This is a genomic window from Pseudodesulfovibrio sediminis (assembly GCF_020886695.1).
In the GTDB taxonomy this organism is placed as follows: domain Bacteria; phylum Desulfobacterota; class Desulfovibrionia; order Desulfovibrionales; family Desulfovibrionaceae; genus Pseudodesulfovibrio; species Pseudodesulfovibrio sediminis.
This window is the reverse complement of sequence record NZ_AP024485.1, coordinates 2,355,826-2,380,236: the sequence shown is the minus strand read 5'-3', so window position 1 is coordinate 2,380,236 and position 24,411 is coordinate 2,355,826. Positions and strand designations below refer to the sequence as shown.

26 protein-coding genes are annotated in these 24,411 nt (G+C 51.1%); 16 read left to right on the top strand and 10 right to left on the bottom strand.

What is annotated here, in order from left to right:
* Positions 1–30 precede the first annotated feature (30 nt).
* Positions 31–1,329 (bottom strand): DnaA ATPase domain-containing protein, encoded by a 1,299-nt coding sequence (locus tag SRBAKS_RS11435; RefSeq protein WP_229591024.1) that lies wholly within the window; start codon positions 1,327–1,329, stop codon positions 31–33.
* A 493-nt stretch (positions 1,330–1,822) separates the two neighbouring features.
* On the opposite strand from SRBAKS_RS11435, the gene SRBAKS_RS11430 reads away from it, so the two are divergent.
* The gene (locus tag SRBAKS_RS11430) at positions 1,823–2,992 is read left to right on the top strand and encodes a homocysteine biosynthesis protein (protein ID WP_229591023.1); all 1,170 of its coding nucleotides are present in this window, start codon (positions 1,823–1,825) and stop codon (positions 2,990–2,992) included.
* A 265-nt stretch (positions 2,993–3,257) separates the two neighbouring features.
* Here the strand turns inward: SRBAKS_RS11430 and SRBAKS_RS11425 are convergent, their stop codons facing one another.
* The 5 genes from SRBAKS_RS11425 to queA are packed head-to-tail and all read right to left on the bottom strand — an operon-like array spanning position 3,258 to position 7,003.
* Positions 3,258–3,800, bottom strand: coding sequence for a 2-oxoacid:ferredoxin oxidoreductase subunit gamma family protein (locus SRBAKS_RS11425; RefSeq protein ID WP_229591022.1), 543 nt, complete (start codon positions 3,798–3,800; stop codon positions 3,258–3,260).
* Positions 3,800–4,570 (bottom strand): thiamine pyrophosphate-dependent enzyme, encoded by a 771-nt coding sequence (locus tag SRBAKS_RS11420; RefSeq protein ID WP_229591021.1) that lies wholly within the window; start codon positions 4,568–4,570, stop codon positions 3,800–3,802. Before SRBAKS_RS11420 ends, SRBAKS_RS11425 begins: the two co-directional genes overlap by 1 nt.
* On the bottom strand, positions 4,571–5,641 hold the full coding sequence (locus tag SRBAKS_RS11415) for a 3-methyl-2-oxobutanoate dehydrogenase subunit VorB (protein WP_229591020.1): 1,071 nt from the start codon (positions 5,639–5,641) through the stop codon (positions 4,571–4,573). It lies immediately after the preceding gene.
* Position 5,642: 1 nt separating this feature from the next.
* The gene (locus SRBAKS_RS11410) at positions 5,643–5,876 is read right to left on the bottom strand and encodes a 4Fe-4S binding protein (RefSeq protein ID WP_229591019.1); all 234 of its coding nucleotides are present in this window, start codon (positions 5,874–5,876) and stop codon (positions 5,643–5,645) included.
* Between the two features lie 44 nt (positions 5,877–5,920).
* Positions 5,921–7,003, bottom strand: coding sequence for a tRNA preQ1(34) S-adenosylmethionine ribosyltransferase-isomerase QueA (queA, locus tag SRBAKS_RS11405; RefSeq protein ID WP_229591018.1), 1,083 nt, complete (start codon positions 7,001–7,003; stop codon positions 5,921–5,923).
* A gap of 157 nt (positions 7,004–7,160) precedes the next feature.
* On the opposite strand from queA, the gene SRBAKS_RS11400 reads away from it, so the two are divergent.
* The 6 genes from SRBAKS_RS11400 (at position 7,161) to SRBAKS_RS11375 (ending at position 12,691) form a co-directional block, all read left to right on the top strand.
* The gene (locus SRBAKS_RS11400; RefSeq protein WP_229591017.1) at positions 7,161–7,844 is read left to right on the top strand and encodes a hypothetical protein; all 684 of its coding nucleotides are present in this window, start codon (positions 7,161–7,163) and stop codon (positions 7,842–7,844) included.
* 23 nt (positions 7,845–7,867) lie between these two features.
* Complete coding sequence (locus SRBAKS_RS11395) at positions 7,868–8,335, top strand: hypothetical protein (RefSeq protein ID WP_229591016.1); 468 nt, start codon at positions 7,868–7,870, stop codon at positions 8,333–8,335.
* Position 8,336: 1 nt separating this feature from the next.
* On the top strand, positions 8,337–9,563 hold the full coding sequence (gene coaBC, locus SRBAKS_RS11390; protein ID WP_229591015.1) for a bifunctional phosphopantothenoylcysteine decarboxylase/phosphopantothenate--cysteine ligase CoaBC: 1,227 nt from the start codon (positions 8,337–8,339) through the stop codon (positions 9,561–9,563).
* Positions 9,539–10,255: a hypothetical protein gene (locus SRBAKS_RS11385; RefSeq protein ID WP_229591014.1), complete on the top strand. Its 717-nt coding sequence runs from the start codon at positions 9,539–9,541 to the stop codon at positions 10,253–10,255. The genes coaBC and SRBAKS_RS11385 overlap by 25 nt, the downstream gene beginning before the upstream one ends.
* 424 nt (positions 10,256–10,679) lie before the next feature.
* Positions 10,680–11,687 (top strand): NAD-dependent epimerase, encoded by a 1,008-nt coding sequence (locus tag SRBAKS_RS11380; protein WP_229591013.1) that lies wholly within the window; start codon positions 10,680–10,682, stop codon positions 11,685–11,687.
* A gap of 230 nt (positions 11,688–11,917) precedes the next feature.
* Positions 11,918–12,691 (top strand): ParA family protein, encoded by a 774-nt coding sequence (locus tag SRBAKS_RS11375; protein ID WP_229596963.1) that lies wholly within the window; start codon positions 11,918–11,920, stop codon positions 12,689–12,691.
* Positions 12,692–12,749: 58 nt separating this feature from the next.
* Here SRBAKS_RS11375 and SRBAKS_RS11370 read toward each other — a convergent pair whose 3' ends face one another.
* A complete protein-coding gene (locus tag SRBAKS_RS11370; RefSeq protein WP_229591012.1) occupies positions 12,750–13,181 on the bottom strand; it encodes a hypothetical protein in 432 nt (143 codons plus the stop codon).
* 94 nt (positions 13,182–13,275) lie between these two features.
* Between SRBAKS_RS11370 and SRBAKS_RS11365 the strand changes: the two genes are divergently transcribed.
* The 3 genes from SRBAKS_RS11365 to SRBAKS_RS11355 all read left to right on the top strand — a co-directional run bounded on the left by SRBAKS_RS11365 (position 13,276) and on the right by SRBAKS_RS11355 (position 16,713).
* Positions 13,276–14,196 carry a ParB/RepB/Spo0J family partition protein gene (locus SRBAKS_RS11365; RefSeq protein ID WP_229591011.1) on the top strand — a complete coding sequence of 307 codons (921 nt, stop codon included), beginning with the start codon at positions 13,276–13,278 and terminating at the stop codon, positions 14,194–14,196.
* A 158-nt stretch (positions 14,197–14,354) separates the two neighbouring features.
* Positions 14,355–15,371, top strand: coding sequence for a D-glycero-beta-D-manno-heptose-7-phosphate kinase (gene rfaE1, locus SRBAKS_RS11360; protein ID WP_229591010.1), 1,017 nt, complete (start codon positions 14,355–14,357; stop codon positions 15,369–15,371).
* Between the two features lie 40 nt (positions 15,372–15,411).
* Positions 15,412–16,713: an ATP-dependent 6-phosphofructokinase gene (locus tag SRBAKS_RS11355; RefSeq protein ID WP_229591009.1), complete on the top strand. Its 1,302-nt coding sequence runs from the start codon at positions 15,412–15,414 to the stop codon at positions 16,711–16,713.
* Between the two features lie 192 nt (positions 16,714–16,905).
* Here the strand turns inward: SRBAKS_RS11355 and SRBAKS_RS11350 are convergent, their stop codons facing one another.
* The 3 genes from SRBAKS_RS11350 to SRBAKS_RS11340 form a co-directional block, all read right to left on the bottom strand.
* Positions 16,906–17,310 (bottom strand): hypothetical protein, encoded by a 405-nt coding sequence (locus SRBAKS_RS11350; protein ID WP_229591008.1) that lies wholly within the window; start codon positions 17,308–17,310, stop codon positions 16,906–16,908.
* Positions 17,311–17,320: 10 nt separating this feature from the next.
* A complete protein-coding gene (locus SRBAKS_RS11345; RefSeq protein WP_229591007.1) occupies positions 17,321–17,572 on the bottom strand; it encodes a helix-turn-helix domain-containing protein in 252 nt (83 codons plus the stop codon).
* 491 nt (positions 17,573–18,063) lie between these two features.
* The gene (locus tag SRBAKS_RS11340) at positions 18,064–18,468 is read right to left on the bottom strand and encodes a MarR family winged helix-turn-helix transcriptional regulator (RefSeq protein WP_229591006.1); all 405 of its coding nucleotides are present in this window, start codon (positions 18,466–18,468) and stop codon (positions 18,064–18,066) included.
* A gap of 257 nt (positions 18,469–18,725) precedes the next feature.
* On the opposite strand from SRBAKS_RS11340, the gene SRBAKS_RS11335 reads away from it, so the two are divergent.
* From SRBAKS_RS11335 to SRBAKS_RS11310, 6 genes are read left to right on the top strand one after another with little or no spacing between them, the layout of a single operon-like run.
* A complete protein-coding gene (locus SRBAKS_RS11335) occupies positions 18,726–20,120 on the top strand; it encodes an MATE family efflux transporter (RefSeq protein WP_229591005.1) in 1,395 nt (464 codons plus the stop codon).
* A gap of 36 nt (positions 20,121–20,156) precedes the next feature.
* Positions 20,157–20,912 (top strand): ATP-dependent sacrificial sulfur transferase LarE, encoded by a 756-nt coding sequence (gene larE / locus SRBAKS_RS11330; RefSeq protein ID WP_229591004.1) that lies wholly within the window; start codon positions 20,157–20,159, stop codon positions 20,910–20,912.
* Positions 20,909–21,658: a nickel pincer cofactor biosynthesis protein LarB gene (larB, locus tag SRBAKS_RS11325; protein ID WP_229591003.1), complete on the top strand. Its 750-nt coding sequence runs from the start codon at positions 20,909–20,911 to the stop codon at positions 21,656–21,658. The genes larE and larB overlap by 4 nt, the downstream gene beginning before the upstream one ends.
* Positions 21,659–21,668: 10 nt before the next feature.
* Positions 21,669–22,427, top strand: coding sequence for a nickel pincer cofactor biosynthesis protein LarC (gene larC / locus SRBAKS_RS11320; RefSeq protein ID WP_229591002.1), 759 nt, complete (start codon positions 21,669–21,671; stop codon positions 22,425–22,427).
* A 3-nt stretch (positions 22,428–22,430) separates the two neighbouring features.
* A complete protein-coding gene (locus SRBAKS_RS11315) occupies positions 22,431–23,096 on the top strand; it encodes a DUF3431 domain-containing protein (RefSeq protein ID WP_229591001.1) in 666 nt (221 codons plus the stop codon).
* A gap of 39 nt (positions 23,097–23,135) precedes the next feature.
* The gene (locus tag SRBAKS_RS11310; RefSeq protein WP_229591000.1) at positions 23,136–24,359 is read left to right on the top strand and encodes an ABC transporter permease; all 1,224 of its coding nucleotides are present in this window, start codon (positions 23,136–23,138) and stop codon (positions 24,357–24,359) included.
* The last annotated feature ends 52 nt before the right edge of the window (positions 24,360–24,411 follow it).

Genomic DNA, 24,411 nt, shown 5'->3' with positions numbered 1-24,411 from the left:
TACTCGTAAAAAGTGTCTTTTCACTTATGATCACGCCATGCGACATTTATTCTTCAACGTTTTCAACAGTTGTTTCAATTCGAAATCATCCTCTTGTAATTGTTCGATTTTTTTAACTGAATACAAGACTGTAGAGTGATCCTTACCACCAAAGGCACGTCCCAGAGCCGGGTAGGATGTGTTGAGCATCTGTCGGCACAGGTACATGGCAACCTGACGCGCCTGGGCTATATGCTGGTGCCGTTTGGTGCCGGTCAGATCCTTGACATGGACATTGAAATGTTCACTGACCACATTGAGAATCTTCTTGGGTGTGAGGTCATCCGTGGTTTTTTCCTCGGTATTGGCCAGGATATGTTCAAAGTCCTTTTGGGTGAGTTCCTGCTTGACCAGCTCCTTGAAGGCAAAGAGTTTGAGCAGGATACCCTGGAGGTAGCGGAAATCGGAAAACCGCTGGGCAAGGGTTAGGATCTGTTCCTTGGTCAGGCTGAGGCGTTTTGCCCGGGCCTGACGCTGGATGTAGCCCACACGGATCTCAAGGTCCGGCTCCTTCAGGGTGACGATCAGCCCCCATCCAAGACGGGACTGGAGGGATTCCTCCATGAAATCATAACTGGTCACCTTTTCACGACAGGCCAGCACCATCTGCTTCTTGTTGTCGTAAAAATGGTTGAAGATATTCACGAGTTCCTGCTGAAAATGGGGATATTCACGGATCTTGTGAAAATCATCGATGAACAGGAAGTCGTATTCGAACAGATAATTCCGGGCCTTGAAAGGATCACCCTTGAACCGGATGGAGTATAACGAATTCAGCTCGTCCATTGAACCCATGAAAATGGTCGAATAATCATGTTTCTTGGAAATTTCGTTACCGACGGATTTGAGGAGATGGGTCTTGCCCGATCCCCCGGGGCCGCAAATGATGAACGGGTTGAAAAGCGAACCACTCTGTTTGGCGACTTCCTTGGCCGAGGCAATGGGAAAATAGTTTTTCTTGTTGATCAGAAAGGTGTCAAAGGTAAATTCCTGACCAAAAGGGAAATCAATACGTTTGACGACATCGGCAACCTGCACGCCCTTGGGACGGTCGGCTGTTTCGGAATCCTTGTAACTGACCAGATAGCCGTTTCCGAGAAACAGATTCAGCTGGGCTTCGAATTTATCCTGAATATCGGCTTCGAACCATTTGGCAAAAAAGGCATGGGGAAAACCCACGGTCAACCGTTTATTCTCTTCCGAATAATCGAATTGCAACGGGTCGAACCAGCGCTTGAGTTCATCTTCTGCGCATGTCTGAAGGAAGTGTTGTCGGAGCGAGTCTTTCACTATGTCATCTTGGGTTTTGAGGCCAGTTTACATGCACTTGAATTTATTGATTAAAAATTCTCAAGATTAGTGTCTAAACAAAATCTCGAAAACCATTTCGATCTATACCTTATATTAGAGGAAATGCCAAGCTTTGCGAGGCGTTTTTCAGGCGATGAAATATTGTCTCTGCACCGTATTTGACGGGCATGAGCGACATGCCTTGAAACAGGATTCTGCCGTTGATGCGGCCGATGGTTGTTCTGTATGAAAACGGTCAGGTAACAAGCTTGTTTTCCTTCGGACGTTTTTCGATTACAACAGGCTGACGTTACGCACAGGGCGCCCCGTGGTGACGGCTTCCACAAAGCCGTCAGAAGGCGCTACAGAGAGTTTTCAAAGGTTCTCGGACAATTCTGTTTAGTCTGAGCTGCCAGGTCCACAGGGAATCGCTCGCAGCTGTCGTGAGTGGCAGTCGGATTCCAAGCGGCAAATAATAAGAGAGGCATCCTTTATGGCGCAGTATGAAGTGAATAAGACGGTTAAGGAGATCAATGAGCGTATCCGCACGGGCAAAGCCGTTGTGGTCAATGCCGAAGAAATGATCGCCATTGTGAAGAAAGAGGGTAAGGTCAAGGCGGCCCAGGAGGTTGACGTTGTCACCACCGGAACGTTCTCGCCCATGTGTTCATCGGGGTTGCTGTTCAACATCGGTCAGCAGCCTCCTGTGATGAAAGTATCGAAGATGTGGCTGAATAATGTCCCCTGCTACTCAGGCATTGCCGCTGTAGACGCGTATTTGGGGTGCACAGAGCCTTCTGAGGACGATCCCCTTAACAAGGTTCATCCCGGTCGCTTTGCGTACGGTGGAGGGCATGTCATGGAAGATTTGCTCCGTGGCAAGGCCGTGCATCTGCGTGCCGAGGCCTATGGGACCGATTGTTATCCCCGCCGCGAGCTGGACAAGGACGTGACCCTGGCCGATCTGCCCAACGCGATCATGCTCAATCCGCGCAACTGCTATCAGAACTATAATGCGGCCGTGAACCTGACCAGCCGCTCCATTTACACGTACATGGGACCGCTCAAGGCAAACTGCTCCAATTGCAACTATGCCACGGCCGGGCAACTTTCACCGCCCTTCAATGATCCGTACTACAAGACCATCGGCATCGGTACGCGTATCTTCCTCGGCGGCGGCATCGGGTATGTCATCGGCGAAGGCACCCAGCATGTGCAGAAGCCGCAGCGCAATGAGCGCGGTATTCCGGAGAACGGTTCCGGCACCTTGATGCTCAAAGGTGATTTCAAAAAGATGTCCGCGCGGTATGTCCGCGCCCAGTCGATCATCGGCTACGGTATCTCTCTGGCTGTGGGTGTGGGTATTCCGATTCCCATGCTCAACGAGGAGATGGCCTGGTTCACAGGCGTGTCTGACGCAGACATTAGCATGCCGGTCAAAGATTATGGCTATGATTATCCCAATGGCATCCCCCGCGAGTTGGCGCGTGTAAGTTTCGAGGATCTGCGCAGTGGTGAAGTCATGGTCAATGGCAAGAAGACTGCCACCGTGCCGGTGACCAGCTACAAGATGTCCCTTGAAGTTGCCGACAAGCTCAAGGATTGGATTGAAAAGGGAGATTTCCTGCTGACCGAGAAAGTCGAGGACATCCCCAGTTTCTAACATCCGAACGTACTGAAATACTGCGACCTGTCGAGCTGAATCGGCAGGTCGTTTTTTTTATTGTGTGGGTACAATGAGCTAAATGTACCATTCAATACAACGGTGATCGAAAAGCAAGAATAATCCGTTACCCACCATTTTATTTTTATCCTCGAAAGCAGCGACACCATGCAGATTGGGGAAGAGAGATGGTAGGACTGAGGGCATAAAAAAAGTCCCTGGTCCGCGTATGCGGATCAGGGACTTTTCAATATACCGTACTCTGCTAGCTGACGTGTTTTGCGCCTGCTTCGATGGCTTTGGTGTTGGCCGGGATGAGCTTGTGGTAGCGTGCGGAGATGACGTTCTCCAGCGAACTGATGACCGCATCCAGGGGAATGATTCCCGTTGCCTGCACAAAGGCGCCGATGGCGACCATGTTGGCCATGCGGGTATTGCCGAGTTCGTCGGCGATCTCGTTGCAGGGTACGCCGAAGCATTTGAGGCGATCCGTATCGGCCAGCTCCATGTCGATGAGCGAGGAGTTGATGATATGGACGCCGCCATCAATGACCCTGTCCTGGAACTTGTCCAGAGAGGGACGGTTCATGGCGATGAGGGAGGCCGGGGAATGGATGATCGGGGACCCGATGTCTTCCTCGGACAGGACCACGGTGCAGTTGGCCGTACCGCCGCGCATTTCCGGGCCATAGACCGGAATGTAGGTGACGTTGAGGCCGTCTTTCATGCCTGCGTAGGCGAGCAGGTTGCCGATGAGCATGACGCCCTGGCCACCGAAGCCCGCGATGATGGAATCTATGTATCGCATTAGCAGATACCTCCTTCCTCGGACACGTCTTTATACACGCCCAGCGGGAAGTATGGGATCATGTCTTTCTGTATGCGTTCGTTGGCCTGCAACGGGGTCATCTTCCAGTTTGTCGGGCAGCCGGAGAGCAGCTCGACAAATCCGAAGCCCACTTCGTTGACCTGGAATTCAAAGGCTTTCTTGATGTACTTTTTGGCCTTGCGGATGTTTTTGACACTGTCCAGGGAACCACGGGCAGCATAGGCGACGCCGCCCAGGGAGGCGATGATCTCTGTCATGCGGATGGGCGCACCTTCATGGGTCTGACACCGGCCACCTGGTGTGGTGGTGGTCATCTGCCCGATGAGTGTGGTCGGAGCCATCTGTCCGCCGGTCATGCCGTAGACGGTGTTGTTGACGAAGATCACGGACATCTTTTCGCCACGGTTGGCGGCGTGCATGATCTCGGCCATGCCGATGGAGGCAAGGTCGCCGTCACCCTGATAGGTGAACACAAAGTGATCGGGACGGGCGCGTTTGACGCCTGTCGCCACTGCCGGAGCGCGGCCGTGCGGTGCTTCGACAGCGTCCACATTGAGATAGTTGTAGAGGAAGACCGAACACCCGATAGAGGTGGTCATGAGGACTTTTTCTGCCAGATTCATTTCGTCGATGAGCTCACCGATCAGCCTGTGGGCGATACCGTGATGGCAGCCGGGGCAGTAATGGGTGGGCCGATCAATGACGGAATCGGGCTTGTCGAATACGAGCTTTTCATTCATTTCTGACATTTATTTACCCTCCAGGCTGTTGAGGATCGGCTCCTCGAGCTCGTCCGGGGTGGGCAGGTTGCCGGGATAGATGGCATAGAAGTCGGAATCTGCCACAGTCCGGATGGCGAGGCGAACATCGTCAACCATCTGACCAAGGTTATGTTCGATCGTGAGGAAACGTTTGCCCTGTTCGGCCAATGCTTTCAGATCGTCAGATGGGAAAGGATAGATAGTAATAGGTCTGAACAGACCGACTTTCTTGCCTTGCTTGCGGAATTTGCGGACAGCAGTTTTAGCAATGCGTCCAATGGAGCCGTAGGCGCAGATGATGAGGTCAGCGTCTTCGCATTCAAACTGTTCGCATTCGGCCAGATCAGCCCAGTCGTCATATTTGGCCTGGAGGTGTTTATTCTGTCCGGCGAGTTCTCCTTCCTGCAGGAAGAGGGACTTTATAAGGCGTTTTTCACGGTCTGCGGTCTTGCCGGTAATAGCCCAATCGCGGCCAGCTTCCTCGTCCACATCTTCCGGGATCCAGGGAACAATGGGTTCCTTCATCTGACCGAGAATGGCGTCACCGAGGATGAGGACCGGAGTACGGTGCTCAAAGGCTATATCAAAGGATCGGATGGTTACGTCATATGCTTCTTGAACAGTACTCGGAGCAAAGGTGAAATGACGATAATCACCATGTCCGCCACCACGGGTTGACTGATAGTAGTCACCCTGTGCCGGTCCGATATCGCCAAGACCAGGGCCACCGCGGTTGATATTGACGATGACCGCCGGAACCTCTGAGCCAGCCATATATGAGATAGCTTCCTGCTTAAGGGACATACCAGGAGAGGAGGACGAGGTCATGGCGCGAATACCGGCTGCACCCGCACCGAGCAGCATGTTGGCTGCGGCCACTTCGGATTCTGCCTGCACAAAATCGCCCCCGGCCTTGATCATGGCTGAAGACATGAATTCGGGGATATCATTCTGAGGAGTGATGGGATAGCCGAAAAAACATTTGCACTTAGCGGCCAGAGCACCACGGGCAATGGCTTCATTGCCTTTGACAAAAATACGTTCTTCGTTCTTGGACATACTATTTGCCCCCTTTTGTTTTCGGGGTGCGGTAGACTTTGATCGCCACATCAGGGCAGATCTGTGCACATGATGCACAACCGGTACATTTGTCCGCGTCTTCCTCGGGCACCTCTGCGACCTTATAGCCGCTGACGTTGAAACGGTCAGACTGGACGATGATGTCAACAGGGCAGACTGTGGTACAGAGCAAGCACCCTTTGCACCGGTCTTCCTGGACCTCAATTCGAGACATATATTACTCCCGTTCAGTTAGTAATATTAAAAGGTTAGCTGCAGTTATTTTATGAGCATCGCATCTCCATACGAGAAGAAGCGAAAACCATTTTCTAGAGCAAATTCATAGGCGGAAAGTATGGTTTTTCTGCCAGCAAGAGCCGAGATCATAATGATCAGAGATGATTCTGGCAAATGGAAGTTTGTCAGAATGCCGTCGATGACGTTGAACGTATACCCCGGAGTGATGAAAATATCTGTTTCTCCCTTAAACTCCGATACGTTACCTATTTCGCGGAACATGCCTTCCAGGGTCCGTGCGCTGGTCGTGCCAACGGCAATGACCGGTCTGCCCTCTTTCTTGGCCTGCCTGATGGCATGGGCCGTGGCTTCCGGGACTTCGATGTATTCCGAGTGCATGGCGTGATCCCGAATATCCGTGCATCGTACCGGACTGAACGTTCCGTACCCCACATATAACGTGACCTCTGCCCACTCGAACCCGTTGTTAGCCAGCTTTTGGCGGAGTTCTGGCGTGAAGTGCAGTCCCGCAGTGGGAGCGGCCACTGATCCGGTCTTGGATTCGTCTGAATAGGTGGTCTGGTATCGTTCTCGGTCGGCAGTGGAGTCCGGTCGTTTTATATAGGGTGGCAGCGGCAGGTGACCGTGTTCCGAGAATAGTTTGGTCAGATCGCCCTTCCATTTGAGGGTGACCTGCCACCGGCCGAACGGTCCCGCTTCTTCAGGGATGAGTTTGAACGTATCGGCAAAGGTAACTTCGGTTCCCTGTTTGGGTGTTTTCGAGGCCCGCAACAGCCCTTCGACCCTGGCGATCTGCCAGCCGTTTTCTTCCTTTTTTTCTATGAGAGGAAGTGGTGTCAGCAGGAGGAATTCCACTTTGCCGCCAGTCGCCTTGGAGCCGAATATGCGTGCCGGGATAACCCGGGAATTGTTTGCCACCAGCAAGGCGTTTTTGGGCAGGTACTCCAGAAGATCGGTAAAGTTGACCGGGGTCAGACTTTCTTCTTTACGGTTAAGCACCAACAGGCGAGAACCGTCGCGCCGGTCAGCCGGGGCCTGAGCGATGTTCTCTTCAGGGAGTTCGAAATTATAGCTTTCCAGCAGGTAATCCTGATCTATTTCCATATAATATATCCGCTTTTGATGTGAGATTTGATTTGTACAACACCTCGATAGGCAACGGAATCATTTTCTTTATCAATAATATCAAATAGATAATGTTATTTAGTGCAAGACATTGCTTGGGGCTTGATATTGGTCGTATTCGTGGTATTTCATAGACATGAATTGGCTTCCCGTGGCTGAGATAGCCACACGCACACGAATACCTGCTCCGACAGCACGTCGCTATGCCGCACTGTTCAAGGATTTTCTTGGCGGGCGCAAGATGGGCCGCGTGACCAAATATCCTGAAGAATCCGTGGTTGTTTTCGAACGGATATCACGGTTGTATAATGACGGTATGGTCACCAGCGAAATTGACGACGCACTGCGGACCGAGTTTCCCAGAACCATTGATGTGGAGCACAAGGCTTCAACCATGACACCTCCAGGTGATGGCGTTGCAGATATGACCTCCACGTTCAACGAGGTGATGGGCAAGGTTGCTTCCTGCATGGAAATCATCGCGGATCAGAAATCCATCATTGATAACCAGCAGGCTGATATTCAGAAACTCAAATCGGCGTTTGTGTTATTGGCTCGTGGTCAGAAACGGCTGAAGAGTGTCCCCCCTGCCCCACCTATTCAAGCGCTCCCCGCTCACATTGCCGAGCAGACCAAAGCACTTGAAGAGAAGGACGCTGAGATTGAGGAAATAGCACTCAAGCTTTCTTTTGATACATCTGATCTCAAAGCCAAACTTCAGATTCTCGAATCAGAATTGGTACGCCTGCGTAAAGACAGACGTGAAATGGAAAAATATCTTCAAGACAAAATTGACCGGCTCAAAGAGACCGCGTCTTAATATGTTTCATCTCAGGAGACCCCATGCGTAACTTTTCCAAATTATTGATGGTACTCGTTCTTCTCGGACTGCTTGGCGCCTGCACGACCACTGGTTCCAGTTCGTCCAGCAGCTCATCTTCCCAAACCGCTTCCACGGATTATCAGGAGCCTGATTACTATCTGGATTTTGACGACATCATGATCCCCAAGGAGATTGATTACGTTGAAAAGGATTCGTACAAACTGGATAACTCCAAATTCCGCGCCGCCATCATGAAATTCAGTGGCCGTGTGGAGGTTCTCGAACTGGTACAATATTTTCTGAATAATATGGCCAAGGACAACTGGACCCTTATTTCCAACAACAAGGCGAGTACGGTTCACGTCCTCAATTTCGAGAAATTCAACAAGAGCTGCGTCATTCATATCGATGACAGCTTCGCTTCTGCCGATACCACCATCTTTGCCGTTGAAGTCAAGGATGCCAGCAGTAGTCTGAAGAGAAAGTAGCGTGCAGGCCCACTATGCTTTTGCCGGGTTCATGGGCAAGCGTGTCCATCTCGGAGTAACCGGGTCTATTGCTGCTTACAAAATGCTAGATTTTGTGCGGTCGCTTCAGGAAGCGGACTGCATGGTTTCTGCGACCCTGACCGAGTCCTGTACCAAATTCATTCAGCCTCTTTCATTCGAGGCGCTTGGCGCATCGCCGGTCTATACCGCTATGTTCAGTGATTCATCGGCAGGAGATACTGCCTTTGATCATCTGGAACCCGGTCAGATAGCCGATGTTATGGTCATTGCACCGGCATCGGCAAATACCATGGCAAAGCTCGCTTTCGGCTTGGCCGATGATATGCTTTCCTGTCAGGCTCTTGCCTTTTCCGGCCCCAAGATCATAGCACCGGCCATGAACCCTCGTATGTGGGCCAACCCGGCCACACAGCGCAACTGGGCCATGCTCGACGAGTTGGGATTCATTCGTGTCGCGCCCGAGAGTGGTAATGTCGCTTGCGGGGATACCGGCACCGGCCGTCTTGCTCCCATGGAAGAGATTTTTACTGCCACCTTGAAAACGATCAGCCCGCAGGATCTCGCTGGAAAAAAAGTGCTCATCACGCTTGGGCCTACCCGCGAACCATGGGATGCTGTCCGGTTCTGGTCCAACCCTTCATCCGGCACAATGGGGGCCTGCATGGCCATGGCCGCGTACCTGCGAGGCGCGGATGTCACTGTGGTGGCCGGCCCGACCAACGTGGACTTTCCATCAGGCGTGACCGTCGTCTCCGTACAGACCGCTGCACAGATGTTCGAAGCGTGTACTGATCTATGGCCAGATATGGATATGGCCTGTCTCACAGCCGCTGTGGCCGACTATCATCCGGTGCCTTTCGGTGACACCAAATTCAAGAAGACAGCGTCTGATGGTGGCGGCATTACGGTCGAATTCGAGCTGAATCAGGATATCCTGAAGACGCTGGGCGCAACCAAAAAGACCGGTCAGAAGCTTATCGGATTTGCGGCTGAAACCGGTAACATCAAGAGTGAAGCCGGCCGCAAGCTTGAGAGCAAGAATCTCGATCTCATAGCGGCCAATGATATTTCCAAGGACGGAAGCGGATTTGGTGTTCCCACCAATCAGATGTTCGTGCTGGACAGGCATGGCCGGGCTGAGACCTGGCCGCAACTTCCCAAAACCGAAGTGGCGTGGAGATTATGGGATCACCTTCTGCTCGGTTAAAGGTCAAAGAGAGCCTGCGTCCCTGGCTTGAGTCCGGACTGCAGTTCGTCCTGAATCCGGGCGGAGTGCCTTTCGCCGAACAACAGGCTGAGACTGTTGTTCCCACGCAACCTGTTCAGACGCAACAGCAGCCGACACAAACTGTGGGTCCACAAGGTGCGATACATTCTGGACCCCCTGTTTCATCGCAGCCGGCTCCGCAGGCACAACAGCCACAGCAGACTCCGCCCCCTTCTGTTGCTTTAGCCAATACCTTTCCCCAGCCATGGTCAAAATTTTTTCAGATCGCCAAAATGGATGCAAAGGTGGTCTTCACCTACATGGAACTTGGACTTGATCTCGGTGGACAACCCGATCCTCGTCGCAGTGCCGTACTGAAGAATTTACAGGCCCATTTGCGCTGGCCAAAGGGAACCATCAATTTCTGGCCTGTTGCTGCATTGGCAAACAGCACGCTCCAGCCTAATGCGCAATTTTTCTGGGAGGGATGGGATCAGTGGCGCACGCCGCACATCGCCTGTTTTGGTGAAGAGGCGCTCAAGGTCATGTTGCCGGACAGTGACCCCTCGTTGACGACACACATGCTGGAGCACGTCACTGTGTATGTACTGCCTCCGTTGGCTAAGCTCGTGACCTTGCTCCCGCATGAACAGCAGATGTCGGTGGATATTTTGACAGGAATCCGGTTTTAAGTTCGCCCTTTTTCCCCTTTACCTCTATTTTCTCTCAAATTTCGCCGTATTTCGCATTTTCTTCTTCTGTCTGGGCGTACATCCTTTTTTTTGGAAAACGCTTTCTTAAACAAAATATGACGGCAACCCGAGTAATCCCTTGTGTACCAATGGGTTTGGGAGGTTTGCCCGGCGTTTGTCGATAGGTTTTTTTGGTTTTTGGCCATTTCGCTTAATTCGAGCGGATTCAATCGGCAAACAATCTGGCCGGGAATGCACTGTGTAGGGCTTGCCCTTTGTGACAAGTGTGGAGTATTGGCACTGACACGAAGGGAAATACATTGTTCTTTCAAGCACAATGGTTGACACGATTGACGTTCCCCTTACACTGCAAAGCCTGAACACCAAGCCCGGTCGAAACCGGGGACAAGGAATACATCACTCTATGAAAATACTCATTACCGGTGCTGCCGGATTTATCGGTTTCAATCTTTCCCGGCGACTTCTTGCGGAAGGCCACACTGTTGTTGGTCTCGACAACTTGAATGACTATTATGACGTGGAACTGAAGAAATCACGTCTTGCCATTCTCAAGGAAAGCGCCGCGTTCACGCACGTGAACATCAATCTTCAGGATGATCAGCCCATGAGCGATCTGTTTGCTGAAGAACAATTCACGCATGTGGTCAATCTGGCTGCTCAGGCTGGCGTTCGGTATTCAATTGAGAATCCCAAGTCCTATATTGACTCCAATATTGTTGGTTTCTTGAATGTTTTGGAAGGTTGCAGGCATAACAAGGTAGAGCATCTCGTGTATGCTTCCAGTAGCTCGGTCTACGGTAAGAACACCAAGATGCCGCTCAACCCTCACGAAGGGGTTGATCATCCCATGAGTTTGTACGCGGCTACAAAGAAATCAAACGAGATGATGGCGCACTCCTACTCCAGCCTCTACGATCTGCCAACGACCGGTCTGCGCTTCTTCACGGTGTACGGTCCCTGGGGACGTCCTGACATGGCTCTCTTCCTCTTTACCAAGAATATTCTTGAAGAGAAGCCCATCAATGTTTTCAATAATGGAAAGATGCGCCGTGACTTCACTTACATTGATGACATCGTCGAAGGTGTTGTCCGCGTGGTCAAGAATACTGCGACCCCCAATGCGGATTGGGATGGCAATAACCCTGACCCGTGCACCAGTTCTGTGCCCTACCGTGTATACAACATCGGCAACAACTCTGTCGTGGAACTGTCTCGTTACATTGAAGTCATCGAAGAAGTTGTCGGCAAAAAGGCCATCTATAACTATATGCCCATGCAGCCCGGTGATGTTCCGGCCACTGAAGCGGATGTCGATGATCTGATCCGCGACGTTGGGTTCAAGCCGAATACCACCATTGAAGTCGGTATCAAGAATTTTATCGATTGGTATCGCGAGTATTACAACAAGTAGGTTTTCATTTGTTTTCGTACTTCTCTGGGCAGCCTTTGGCTGCCCTTTTTTTTGTTAAACTCCCCCTTTTTCGGACAAGTCTTCTTGCCTTCAATCGTTTTTCGTCCTACGAAGAAAGCGCAAAGACGGTCATGTGTTTCACGTGAAACATGCTGATTGTGTCGCCAAGTGTTTCACGTGAAACATTTGTCTGCCTGAAAATGCAATTCCAGCTTGAAAGCGAGGGTCCTGTGGCGAGAAGAATCGTTGTAGCGAATCAAAAAGGCGGGGTCGGCAAGACCACGACTTCAGTCAATCTGGCGGCATCACTGGCCGTAATGGAGAAAAAGGTGTTGCTGGTGGATTGTGATCCGCAGGGAAATGCGTCCAGCGGGCTGGGATATTATCCGGCAGACCAGCGAGAAAACATCTATTCGGTCTTGTTTGAACCCACCAAAATTCGCAAGGCGATCATTCAGACAGGCGTGCCCTTTCTGGATATTCTGCCTGGTACGCAGGACCTGGTGGGTGCTGAAATCGAACTGGTGGACAAATTCGGGCGAGAATATTTTTTACGAGAATTACTTGAGCAGGTAGATAATGAATATGATTTCATCATTATTGACTGCCCACCCTCTCTGGGGCTGTTGACAGTCAATGCATTGTGCTCAGCAAATGAAATGTTAGTCCCCTTACAGTGCGAGTATTACGCATTGGAAGGCATCGCGCAACTCTTGATGACCTACGAGTTGGTGCGCAAGCGGCTTAATCCTGATTTGGCTATACTGGGTGTGGTCCTGACCATGTATGATTCTCGAAACAGATTGTCATGGCAGGTAAAGAATGAGGTGAGAAAAGCGTTTCCTCAACACCTTTTTGAAACCATTATTCCAAGGAATGTCCGTCTGTCCGAAGCTCCGAGCTTTGGAAAACCGGTGATCAACTACGATATCAAGTCAAAGGGTGCCGAAGCGTATCTCGCTTTGGCTCAGGAAGTGGAGCGATCCACGACGAGCAATGGATAAGCGTGATCTTTGACACGCTTCCGACCATGATAAACTCATGACCGGAAGCATGAAAACTCTATGATCTGTATCGCCCTTCCTTGGAAGTGACTTTTTTATCTTGATAAGGGGTGCATTCTGATTTGACCGTATCATTAAAGTGTCTCTTGACCACCTTTGCGCGGCATTTCATGCACTTGAATGATACAAGACCAGCCAGGTTGGCGCTGGTCAGTCTGAAAAGGCGTGGTTCGTCGGCTGACCAGTCTTTGGTGGTGTTGCCGCAATGATCACAGGCAACATCATAGTCAACCGGGTACGGGTAATCCCAATATTCTTTGAGGGTTTCCCAGTCTGAAAGAGGTTCAGCCATCTCTTTTTCAACGACATGTTCGCTGAGACCGAGAGATGTGTAGACCTGATTTTTTACGGCAGTCCAGGCTTCAGCGGATAAGAGTGCACCGATGAGATTGCCGTCTTTGTCAAAGAGTTCGTTGATATGATCTGACATGTGAGCTCCGATTGTTATACTTGCTTTCGGGGCGTTATAGGCACCTGAGCCCCAAATGGGCAAGGGTGTAATTACTAGCACGAGGAGATTTTGTATGACATCTGCCAATAGAGGCCTTGGCCGGGGTCTGGATGCCCTGCTCGGCGGTGTGCGTGAAGATGAGAAAGTAACGTCCGATTCATCGAAAGTTCGCATGATTCCACTCGATGCCATTACGCCAAACCCGCACCAGCCCCGTAGAGAGTTCTCCGAGGATGCGTTGAACGACCTTGCTTCGTCCATAAAGACACGTGGCGTGCTTCAGCCAGTGCTGATCCGCCCTCTTGGCGGCAGTTCTTTTGAACTGGTTGCTGGTGAACGTCGGCTCCGTGCTTCGAAAAAGGCGGGGTTGACCGAAATACCGACGCTGGTTCGGGAAATGACCGACCAGGAGAGCCTGGCCATTGCGCTTATAGAAAATCTGCAACGCGAAGATTTGAATGCGGTTGAAGAAGCCCTTGGGTATCAGCAACTTCAGCAGGAATTCGGTTTGAGTCAGGATGAATTGGCTCGACAGGTCGGGAAAAGCCGGTCTGCGGTGGCCAATGCCCTCCGTCTGCTCAATTTGCCCGAAACAATCCAAGCCGATATTCAGCAAAGTACCATTTCAGCAGGTCATGGCCGTGCCATAATGGCTATTGCTGACGCTGCTATGCAGGAGCAGCTCCATAAGCGTATCGCGGAAAACGGGTTGACCGTGCGGCAGGCAGAGGCGCAGGCAACCTTCTTCAAGCAAAATGGCAGGCTTCCGGGAGCTGAGGAAATCAACGCTGCTCCAAGCGGCAAAGAGAGTAAAACACCGCCCAAACCGCTTGATCCAGAACTTGCGGCCCTTCAGACTTCCCTGTCTGATATGTTGGGTCTTAAAGTTAAAATATCTGGTTCGCCGGAAAAAGGCAAAGTTACAGTAAGTTATGGAAATAGAGATGCATTGCAGTCTTTTGCGGAAAAATGTGGAACTGACTTTTCATCATAGCTGAAAAGGACGATATGATCCCCTGGTAGTGATCATGATCTATTGAGATAGCGTCGTGATCATGGATATTGTCGTAGTCGAAAGCACACGATGCTGAATCTCTGAATAACGTCGTGAAAAGAACATATAAAATCTGAAAAACATTGGTTGTTTACACTATGTCAATCGAATCGATACATGCGGCAATTACGGGTCTTGAAGGGCATAAAGTCATGATCATTGGTGACCTTATGCTTGACCATTACCTCATGGGCGGTGTTGAGCGGATTTCTCCCGAAGCTCCGGTGCCAGTGGTCAAGGTTGAATCCGAGTCCTTCCTGCTCGGTGGTGCCGGAAACGTGGCGCGAAATATTGCTTCTATCGGAGGAGCCCCCCTTCTCATCAGCACTATTGGTGATGATCTGGACGGTACCGAGGTGGACAGGATGTGCCTGGAGGCGAATCTGACTACGAGCCTGGTACGGACTGTTGATCGTCCGACCACAAAGAAAACGCGCATTATCGCCAGCAATCAACAGGTTGTGCGAGTTGATCATGAGCAGGCTGATCCGTTGGATGCGGTCGCTCTGGCCGCCCTTTTAGAGACGATTGAAAAGAACGTGCCCGATTATCGGGTGATCATCCTTTCCGATTATGGCAAGGGCCTGATTTCAGAAGAATTCATGGAACGGTTCATGGCGCTGGTTGCGACCTGTGAGCCTCGCCCCATGGTGTTGGTGGACCCGAAGACAGTACACTATGACCGGTATCAGGGCGTGGACCTGTTGACGCCGAACACCAAAGAAGCCAGCGAGGGGGCCGGATTCCCCGTGTCCGACAAGGACTCGGTCATGAAGGCCGGGTTCGCCCTCTTTGACCGATTGCAGTGCAAGAATCTATTAATTACCATGGGACCTGGCGGCATGGCCCTCTTTGAGGGAACGGATTCAATTCAGCATATTCCGACATTCGCACGCAAAGTTTTCGATGTGACTGGCGCCGGTGACACAGTGATCGCCACAACGGCTTTGGCGCTTGCCGCTGGCATGGATCTGCTTACGGCCTGTACTCTGGCCAACTATGCCGCCGGGGTTGTGGTCGGACAGGTCGGTGCAGCCACAGCCAGTCCGGATGATCTTCATGAAACCGTGGATGAGCTGCCAGAGCCGGAAGTGTCGCGTTGGTTGGGAAAGTAACTTTTTTGATTTCGAGCACGGTGCTTATGGAGCGTACGCCATGGTGAAGAAAAAATTCGATTTCGATGTCACGATCCCTGTTCTGGGTAGGCCGAATGTGCAGACCCCGTTGCGGAATCCGCGCTATGTCGATGAGTCCGTTCCCATGCCCTTGATCCTCACGTCAGAAGAATTGACTGAGTTGGATACGGATATCCTCAAGAAAAAATTCGAAAAAGCAGGTCCTCGGGAAAAACTGTATTTTGACCCATCCAAGACCAAGTGCGCCATCGTCACCTGTGGTGGGCTCTGCCCCGGACTGAATGATGTGATTCGTTCCATTGTCATGGAGGCCCACTATCATTACGGGATACGGACCGTGCTGGGCATCACCAATGGATTGCGCGGGTTCATCCCGGAGTACGGCTATGAGGTCAGGGAACTAAATCCTGATAATGTAAGTCATATCCACCAGTTCGGAGGTACCATCCTCGCTTCGTCGCGTGGAAGACAGGATTCCGAGGCAATCGTGGACTCGTTGGAACGGATGAATATCAACATCCTTTTTGTGATAGGTGGCGATGGCTCCATGCGTGCTGCCAAATCCATTGTGGACGAGGTGTCCAGGCGAAAGAGAAAGATCGCAGTCATCGGCATCCCCAAAACCATTGATAATGATATCAATTTCATCACCCGCTCCTTTGGGTTCGACACCGCGGTGGAGAAAGCCACGGAAGCCATTCAATGCGCGCATGTGGAAGCAACCGGCGTGGACAACGGTATCGGTATTGTCAAACTCATGGGGCGTGAAGCAGGATTTATCGCGGCGCACGCTTCTTTGGCCCTTCAGGAAGTCAATTTTGTGCTGGTGCCGGAACACAAATTTACCATCGATGGCGAAGGCGGTTTGCTCCAGGCTGTTGAGAAGCGGTTGCGGGCACGCAATCACGCCATCATCGTCTGTGCCGAAGGCGCCGGACAGGATCTCACCGGTGGCGATCTGTTGCGCGATTCGTCAGGCAACCCGAAACTGGGTGATATTTGCGGTCTGATCGTCAACAGGTTGAAGGAGCATTGTAAGGTTCAGAATTTGGAAATGAACATAAAATTCATTGATCCCAGTTATATAATCCGCTCTGTGCCGGCCAATGCTGGCGATCGCGTGTACTGCGGATTTCTGGGACAGAATGCCGTGCATGCAGCCATGGCTGGCAAGACCGGGATGGTTGTCACGCAACTCAAATCAAGTATGGTGCACCTCCCGCTTGATCTCGTGACCGTGAAGAGGCGCAATATCAATATTCATTCTGATTATTGGAGTTCGGTCATGGAGGCCACGGGGCAGCGGCAATATATGGATTAACCCTGTCGTCCTGCTTTCGCTCCGATCCAACGAGAACTGGTGAGCGATCACTGTACTTTGTGTTGTTTGCGTAACTCGTTTGTAGGGTTCTCGGCGAGTCGAAAGAAAGTCGGATTAACCTGTTGAAAAACATGATGTAATCAAAAAAAAGGGGACCATGAGGTCCCCTTTTTATTCTTGAAATATAAAAAACTATTCGTTGGCTGCCAACCTGCGGCGAACCTGCTCACTTACCTGACGGCTTGAGCTTTCCTTTTCGGATTCAATGGCTACGGCCAGGAGTTCGAACAACTCATCATAGGAAAATTCAAGGCTCAGGCTACCGTTGGTGACAATGCATGAATCCTCTCGTTCTTCCACACGGTACGCACGACGTTCACGGGCATGCCCGATGGCGGAAATGATGCCGTAAGCGAGTTTGTTGTCCTCGTCGCGATACAGCTTTTCCATGGTCAACATGCCGGTGCTGTCGTCAAAATACATCTCTTCACCGATGAGATGACCAGCGACCTCCATATCCTGACCAAAATCATTGGGCAGATTCACATTCAGGATCGTGTTGTCACCGTCATGACCGCCAACCGTTCTTTTCGACATGCCTTTCTCCTTAATCAAAGGGGAGTTTGAACTGATCGGGCTTGGTTTCCTTTTTGCCTTCGGAAACCGATGCCTTCCATCCACTCTCTATAAATTCCATCAGCGCTGCCTCTGGGACACGCCACTGGCTTCCTATCTTGATAGCCTTGATACTTCCACCAGTAATCAGCCTGTAGGCTGTGCGCTGGTGGACCCGTAAAAAGTCCGCAACTTCCCGCACAGTGAAGAGTGTCGGTGGTTTTGGCGCATTTGATGTATTCATAATGTCACAATCTGACCTATGATGTTCATTCATTGACATAAGCTGTCAAAGATTGTCAACAAAGTACAACGTTGTCCAACTTGATCTAGAAAAAGTCTAGATATTTCAGTATGGAATGGAATTACAGGGAGTTGTTGTCCGTTAGGGAACGGTATAGCAGATTTTATAGAAAAAAAATAATGGAAAAAAATGTAAAATTTGCCGTTTTTCTCGAAATGTGCTGGGTCAGTTTCTCAAAACTGTATCAGGTAAAGAATGTGACCACCGCTTGAGGCATAAGAGTAAAAATACCGATAAATCGTATGATTATGACTATTATAAAATCTGTGTATACCCGGAATGGACTTGCTGTAGACAAAATTCGTGGTCCATTGATGGTGGTAAGAAAGATGGGAATAAGATTGGATTAATCAGGTGGGAATAATTGGGGATATTGTGAAGAAATATATTTTGTGGTTCATTGTAGATAGCAGAAAGCAGCTCATATGTGATCAATCTTGAATTTCGTCTATGAGAAGCAGTGTAGTGTCGTCCAGATCGTCTTCTATATGTTCGGTCATTTGCGTAAGAATGCGATTGAAATAGCGTCGATCATTAATAGTCAACCCCGTGTTGACAATCGACTGCAGGTTTTCAATGGCGGAATTGACCACATTCTGCAAAGAATGCCCCTTATGCGTGAGGAGTATTTGGGTTACCCGGCGGTCCTTGGAGTTGCGGGTGCGTTCCAGTAATTCGTCGCGTTCCATACGTGTCAGGGTGTTGGAAAGAGTTGCCTGCTCGATATCCAGTGTGGAATGGAGTTGTTTTTGCGTAACGTTGTCCCGTGTCCAAAGACTGTGAAGAATTTCGAGATACCCTGGATTGACACCATGGGGAGCGAGACGTTTGGACAAGGCTTTAGCATAAAGACGATGTATCCTGGCGAGTCGAGTGAAGAATAATTGATCGTGAGGCGCAGTCATAATTTCCTAGTATTACAGTGTGGTATGTGAAACGGAGTAGCACGCTATGAGTTAGGTATCAAGGCGGTTGAAGCTTTACCATCTGTTGACCTGCGTATAGGGTGCCATGGGTGAACGATTGAGAATCCATTGTAGCAATGGACGGAAGTGTATCCAATGATAATTAATAGTAAGAAAAGTGAAAGATAATGAGCATAGTAAAACGATGGAGCGCAAAAGGCGGATACAAAGAAGCGTTGGATATAGGACTACCACTGGTTGTCAGTATGCTTTCAAACACGGTGATGACATTCACTGATCGCATTTTTTTGGGTAACTATTCCATGGATACGCTGGGGGCATCTTTGCCTGCAAGTATTGCAGCCTTTCTATTCCTTTCATTTTTCATGGGTGTCGCGGAGTATCTCGGGGTCTTTGTTGCACAGTACACGGGAGCATTGCAGCCTGAGAAGGTGGGACGGTCCATGTGGCAGGGTATCTGGTTCAGTATCCCCTCTGGGTTGTTTCTTGCTAGCCTCTGGTTCATTGCAGAGCCGTTGTTTGCCTTGGGTGGGCACCCCGCTGCCATTCAGGAACTGGAAATAGTCTATTTTCGGATTCTGACCATAGGAAGCGCGCCCTTTCTATTGGGAATCTGTCTGTCCTGTTTCTTTTCCGGTCGGGGTATCACCAAGCCGATTATGATCGTGAGCATCGCCTCAACATTGATCAATATTCCGCTTGATTATTGTCTGATCAACGGTATCGGACCTTTCCCCGAGTTGGGAATAGTCGGGGCCGGATTAGCCACATTGTTCAGTTTCACCGTGCCTGTCATCTGTTATGCATGGCTCATATTCACTTCCGCCAATGAAGAGGAATATTGCGTGCGCTCTGCATGGCGGTTCGATGGATCACTCATGAAACGGTTTCTTCGGTTCGGCCTGCCAGGTGGAGTCCAGTTCTTTCTTGATATCTTCGCGATAACATTCTTTGTATTCATGGTGGGCCGTCTTGGTCCGATTGAACTGGCTTCGACCAATGCGGTCTTTTCCATCTATACACTGGCCTTTTTGCCGACAATTGGGCTGCATATCTCGACCAGCATCATGGTCGGACAGGCCATGGGTGATAAAAATCCTGATGGAGCGGCGTATGCCACAAAGTCTGTGCTGCATATAGCTCTCGCCTATATGACGGTAATGGCCCTTCTGTTCGTTGTGTTTCCTGAATTCCTTTTGAATTTATTTCGGGCAAGAGGAGAAACCGGGCATCTATTCGATGATGTGGTCGTCATGGGCATACTTTTAATGCGATATGCAGCCATCTTCACGTTGATTGACGCTGTGGCGATTATTTATGTCGGTGGATTAAAAGGAGCTGGTGATACCCGTTTTACCATGCTCATCATGGGTTCCGCTGCGCTCTTCTGTATGGTTATTCCCCTTCTCATCCTGAATATCGTGGGGGTGAAGGGCGTTCAGGGCCCCTGGATGTGTCTGATGCTCTATGTGAGTGTTCTGGCGGTTTCTTTCATGTGGCGTTTCAGGAAAGGTCCCTGGCGCAGGATTGAAGTCATCGAATTTTCACCGTCGATGAAATGAGTTGAACCGGGCTCTTTGCTGGGCTAGGCTTTGTTCATGGATACATTGATCTCTTGCATTAAAGAGAAATTCGACGGTCATTCGCAGGCGGTAATAGCGATGTCTGGCGGTGTTGACAGCGGTCTGGTGGCGTATGCCGTGCGCAAAGCCCTGGGTGATACGTGCATTGCGGTCACAGTGCGCAGTGCGTTGACGCCCGAACGGGATCTGCAACGGGCTGTGGCCGTGGCTGAACATATCGGGATCAGGCATGGCGTGCTGCCTGTGGATGTCCTGCAGGACAGGGCTGTCTGCGCGAATGAAGCCGACCGCTGTTACCATTGCAAACGGACCCTCTTCTCCGTCATGCGGGGTGGTTTTGATTCCAAGGCCCTGCTCATTGACGGGACCAATGCGGATGATGATCCCAAGCGCCCAGGTCTCCGTGCCGTAAAGGAATTTTCCGTGTTTTCTCCCCTTCTTGCTGTCGGACTGACAAAAGTCGAGGTCAGAAGGCTGGCTTGTGATGCCGGGTTGCCGAATTGGAACACTCCGTCAGAGAGTTGTCTGGCCACCCGTCTACCCCTGGGTATGGAGCTGACTGAAACCGGTCTCAATCGTGTTGAGGTCATGGAAACGTTCTTTCATGAGCGTGGCGTGGACACGCTTCGCGCCTCCCATGATAACCTGATGGCAAGCGTTGAGTTCATGCCTCAGTATGCTGAAATAATGATAAAAAATCGTGATAAATTCGTGGCGTTGATCAAGAGGATCGGCTTGCGATCATGTGAATTCAAGGAGTGGTCCCCATGAATCTTGATATCCTGTTGGATGATTTTGAGGCGGGTAACATTACCCGTGATGAAATGAAAAGCGTGCTGCGAAAGCAGACGTTTGTTGATATTGGGTGCGCCAAGATCGATCACAACCGGGAAGCCAGGACAGGCGGGCCGGAAGTTGTCTACTGTGCGGGCAAGACCCCGGATCAGGTGGCAACCATTTTTCAAAGCATGCATGCCCACAACGGGCGAGTGCTGGGTACACGTGCCGCCCCTGAGCATGCCGAGGCAGTGGCTCAGGTGCTGGATGTCACCTATGACCCGAAGTCCTTGTTGCTCACCATTGGCAGCCCTGCTGTTCCTGCCCTAGGCAAAATCGTTGTGGTTTCGGCTGGGACTTCAGATCAGCCTGTTGCCGAAGAGGCCGCTGGTACCGCCGAATTCCTGGGCAGCCATGTGGAGCGCCATTATGATTGCGGAGTCGCTGGCATTCATCGACTTTTTTCAGTAATGGATGAATTAAATTCCGCGTCGGCGATCATTGCGGTTGCCGGTATGGAAGGGGCACTGCCGTCTGTGGTGGGCGGGATAGCCGTCCCCCCGGTCATCGCGTTGCCCACCAGCGTTGGATATGGTGCCAATTTCCAGGGGTTGGCCGCCCTGCTCACCATGATGAACTCCTGCGCTCCAGGGATCGGGGTCGTGAATATCGACAACGGGTTCGGGGCAGGATATCTGGCTCATAAAATAAATAAAATGGCCGTATTAAACTCAAAATAGGATAATGCAAATGACCTTGTTTCTTGATTGTTCGACCGGTGTGAGTGGCGATATGTTGCTGGCTTCCATGAGTCATGCAATGGAAGAATGGCATGGCAATGATGCTTTTGCATATTTGACCAATGAATTGAACTCGTTGGGTTTGAAAGGGTTTGAGTTGCAATGGTCGAAAAAGCAGGTCTCGGGAATAGGGACCTGGCATGTTGATGTCGTGCAGACTGAAGATCAACCTCTCAGGCATTATACCGACCTGATCAAGATCATCGAAGGAAGCTCCATTGCCGGGCGAGCCAAGGAACGCTCCGCAACGGCACTCCGGTTGTTGGGTGAAGCAGAAGCCAAAGTGCACGGCGTTGATCTCGAAGGCGTGCATTTCCATGAAATCGGGGCTGTGGATACCATTGTTGATATTTGTGGAAGCATGGTTCTGCTGGAAGCGTTGGGTGTTGAAAAAGTGCTCAGTTCACCGGTGGATCTGGGATCTGGTTTCGTCGACTGCGCCCACGGAAGATTGCCTGTACCGGCACCGGCTTGCGCCGAACTTGCCCGGGGTATGACCACCTTTGGTTCAGACTGCGCCATGGAGCGGGCCACCCCGACCGGACTCGCTATCTTGAAGACCATTGTGGATGACTACGGAGTACTGCCCTTGGGGTCGGTCAAATCCGTTGGCTATGGCTCTGGTGGCAGGTCCTCGGATGAACAACCCACGTATGTCCGCGCTTTCGTAGTGCAGGAGCCTGCTATCACGACGCCCGAACAGGGTTGAGATATGGAAAAGCGTGTCGCTGTGATCATAGCCAAATACCGTGAGGACGTCTCCTGGGCCGATGCCCTGGGGTATGATTACCTTGTGTATGACAAATGCGACACACCCCTTTCCAACGCAGTGCAATTAGAAAATATCGGGCGAGAAGCGCACACCTATTTTACCCATATAATCGACAATTATGACCGCCTGGCGGATATGAATGTGTTTTTGCAGGGAGACCCTTTTGATCACATCGATGATCAGGGTCGGGCGTCTGTCGACATCTTGCAAAACATGCTCCGTGACGTTGTGGAGAGAATGGTCCCGTTCAAGGGTCTGGCCTGGTTCAAGCTTAAATGTGATCGGTTGGGCAATCCCCATGATCTGCGCAAGCCCGAGAACAAGGGGCGGTGGTCAGGCTGGGGGGGCGACATACCGGTCGGTGCGCTGTTTGAAAAACTCTTTGGCCAACCCATGCCGGAACAGATTGTGTCCCGCGCTCCCACTGGCAATTTCTGTGTGACCGGCGAACGCATCAGAACGCGCCCACGCGCGTTTTATGAGTACTGCCTGCGGTTGATTCTGGCCGACCCGGACGATGAAATGAACACCGGGCATGCCTTTGAGCGGTTATGGCAGCATATTTTCAATGGCAATACGGCCTGGAACAGAGAGTCGTACCTGTAACTGAATCGACCGCGATCAGCGGAGAACGAGTTTGACCCAATGTTATTGCCCCTTAACCTTCGCATAGCCCTTTCTTCCCTGTCAGCGCACAAGCTGCGTGCGGTTCTGGCAATGCTGGGGGTCTTTCTCGGTGCATTGGCATTTACCGGTGTCCAGCATGTCTCGAAAATTATGGTCAGACAGGCTGAAATGGAGACCGAGAAGCTCGGCCCCAATCTCTACGCCGTCATGGCCGGACAGGTGCGTTTTACCCGAGGTGGCAATGTCAGATTGTCAGGCGTAACCAGAAACTTCACCCTTGGAGACGCGCAGGCCTTGATTGACGGTGCTCCGTCTGTCCTGGCAGGGGCGCCGTTTGTTTCAACCGCCCTTCCGGTGCGCGGCCAAGGAAATACGGTCACGGCGCAGATTATCGCCACCTGGCCGAATTATCAGGAGATCAGGAGTTTTCATCCGGCAAGGGGACGCTTCTTCAATTGGCAGGAAGTGGATGACCGGGCCATGGTCTGTGTCCTGGGTAAAACCATAGCCGAAGCTTTGTTCGGGACTGCCGAGCAGGCCATCGGTCAGAAAGTCTATGTGTTCCGGGCCAGTTTTCGTATCCTTGGCGTCATGGAAGAGAAAGGCGTTGATCTGTCCGGGGCCAATCAGGATGAGATCGTCTTTTTGCCTGTGACTACCTATATGCGCAGGGCCAGTAATCAGGATTGGATCAGCGGTGTATTCCTTCAACTGAGTGAGGGAGGCGACCTTTCACAGATCGAGGAGTCGGTAGAAAGCATCATGCGCTACCGACATCGCATCGACGCAGGCCAGGATGATGATTTCAGCGCCCTGTCGCCAAAGGATGCCATCAAGCTCCAGCGGCAGGCCCTGGACCTCATGACCACGCTGGGGGCCATAACCTCGTCCATTTCGTTCGGTGTCGGAGGGCTGGGTATTCTCTCAATAATGATTCTGGTTGTCCGTGCTCGACGAGTCGAGATCGGGGTGCGCCGTGCCGTGGGTGGCCGTCGACGGGACATTGTCCGTCAATTCCTGTTCGAGTCTGGTCTCATGGCTGCGGTTGGTGGCGGACTGGGCGTGTTGGTCACGGTTATTCTTGTCGCCATAGGGTGCGCTGCGGCGGGATTGCCGTTGATTATCGACCCCTCAAGTCTGGTCTTCACCCTGTTCGGTTCCTGTGTGCTTGGCGTGGCGGCAGGGGCATACCCTGCCTGGCAAGCCGCAAACATCGAGATTCTCGATGTTCTCCGGTCATAATATATTTCCATCAATTTCAGTTTGTTGCTATTTCAATAGCGGGCTATATGTG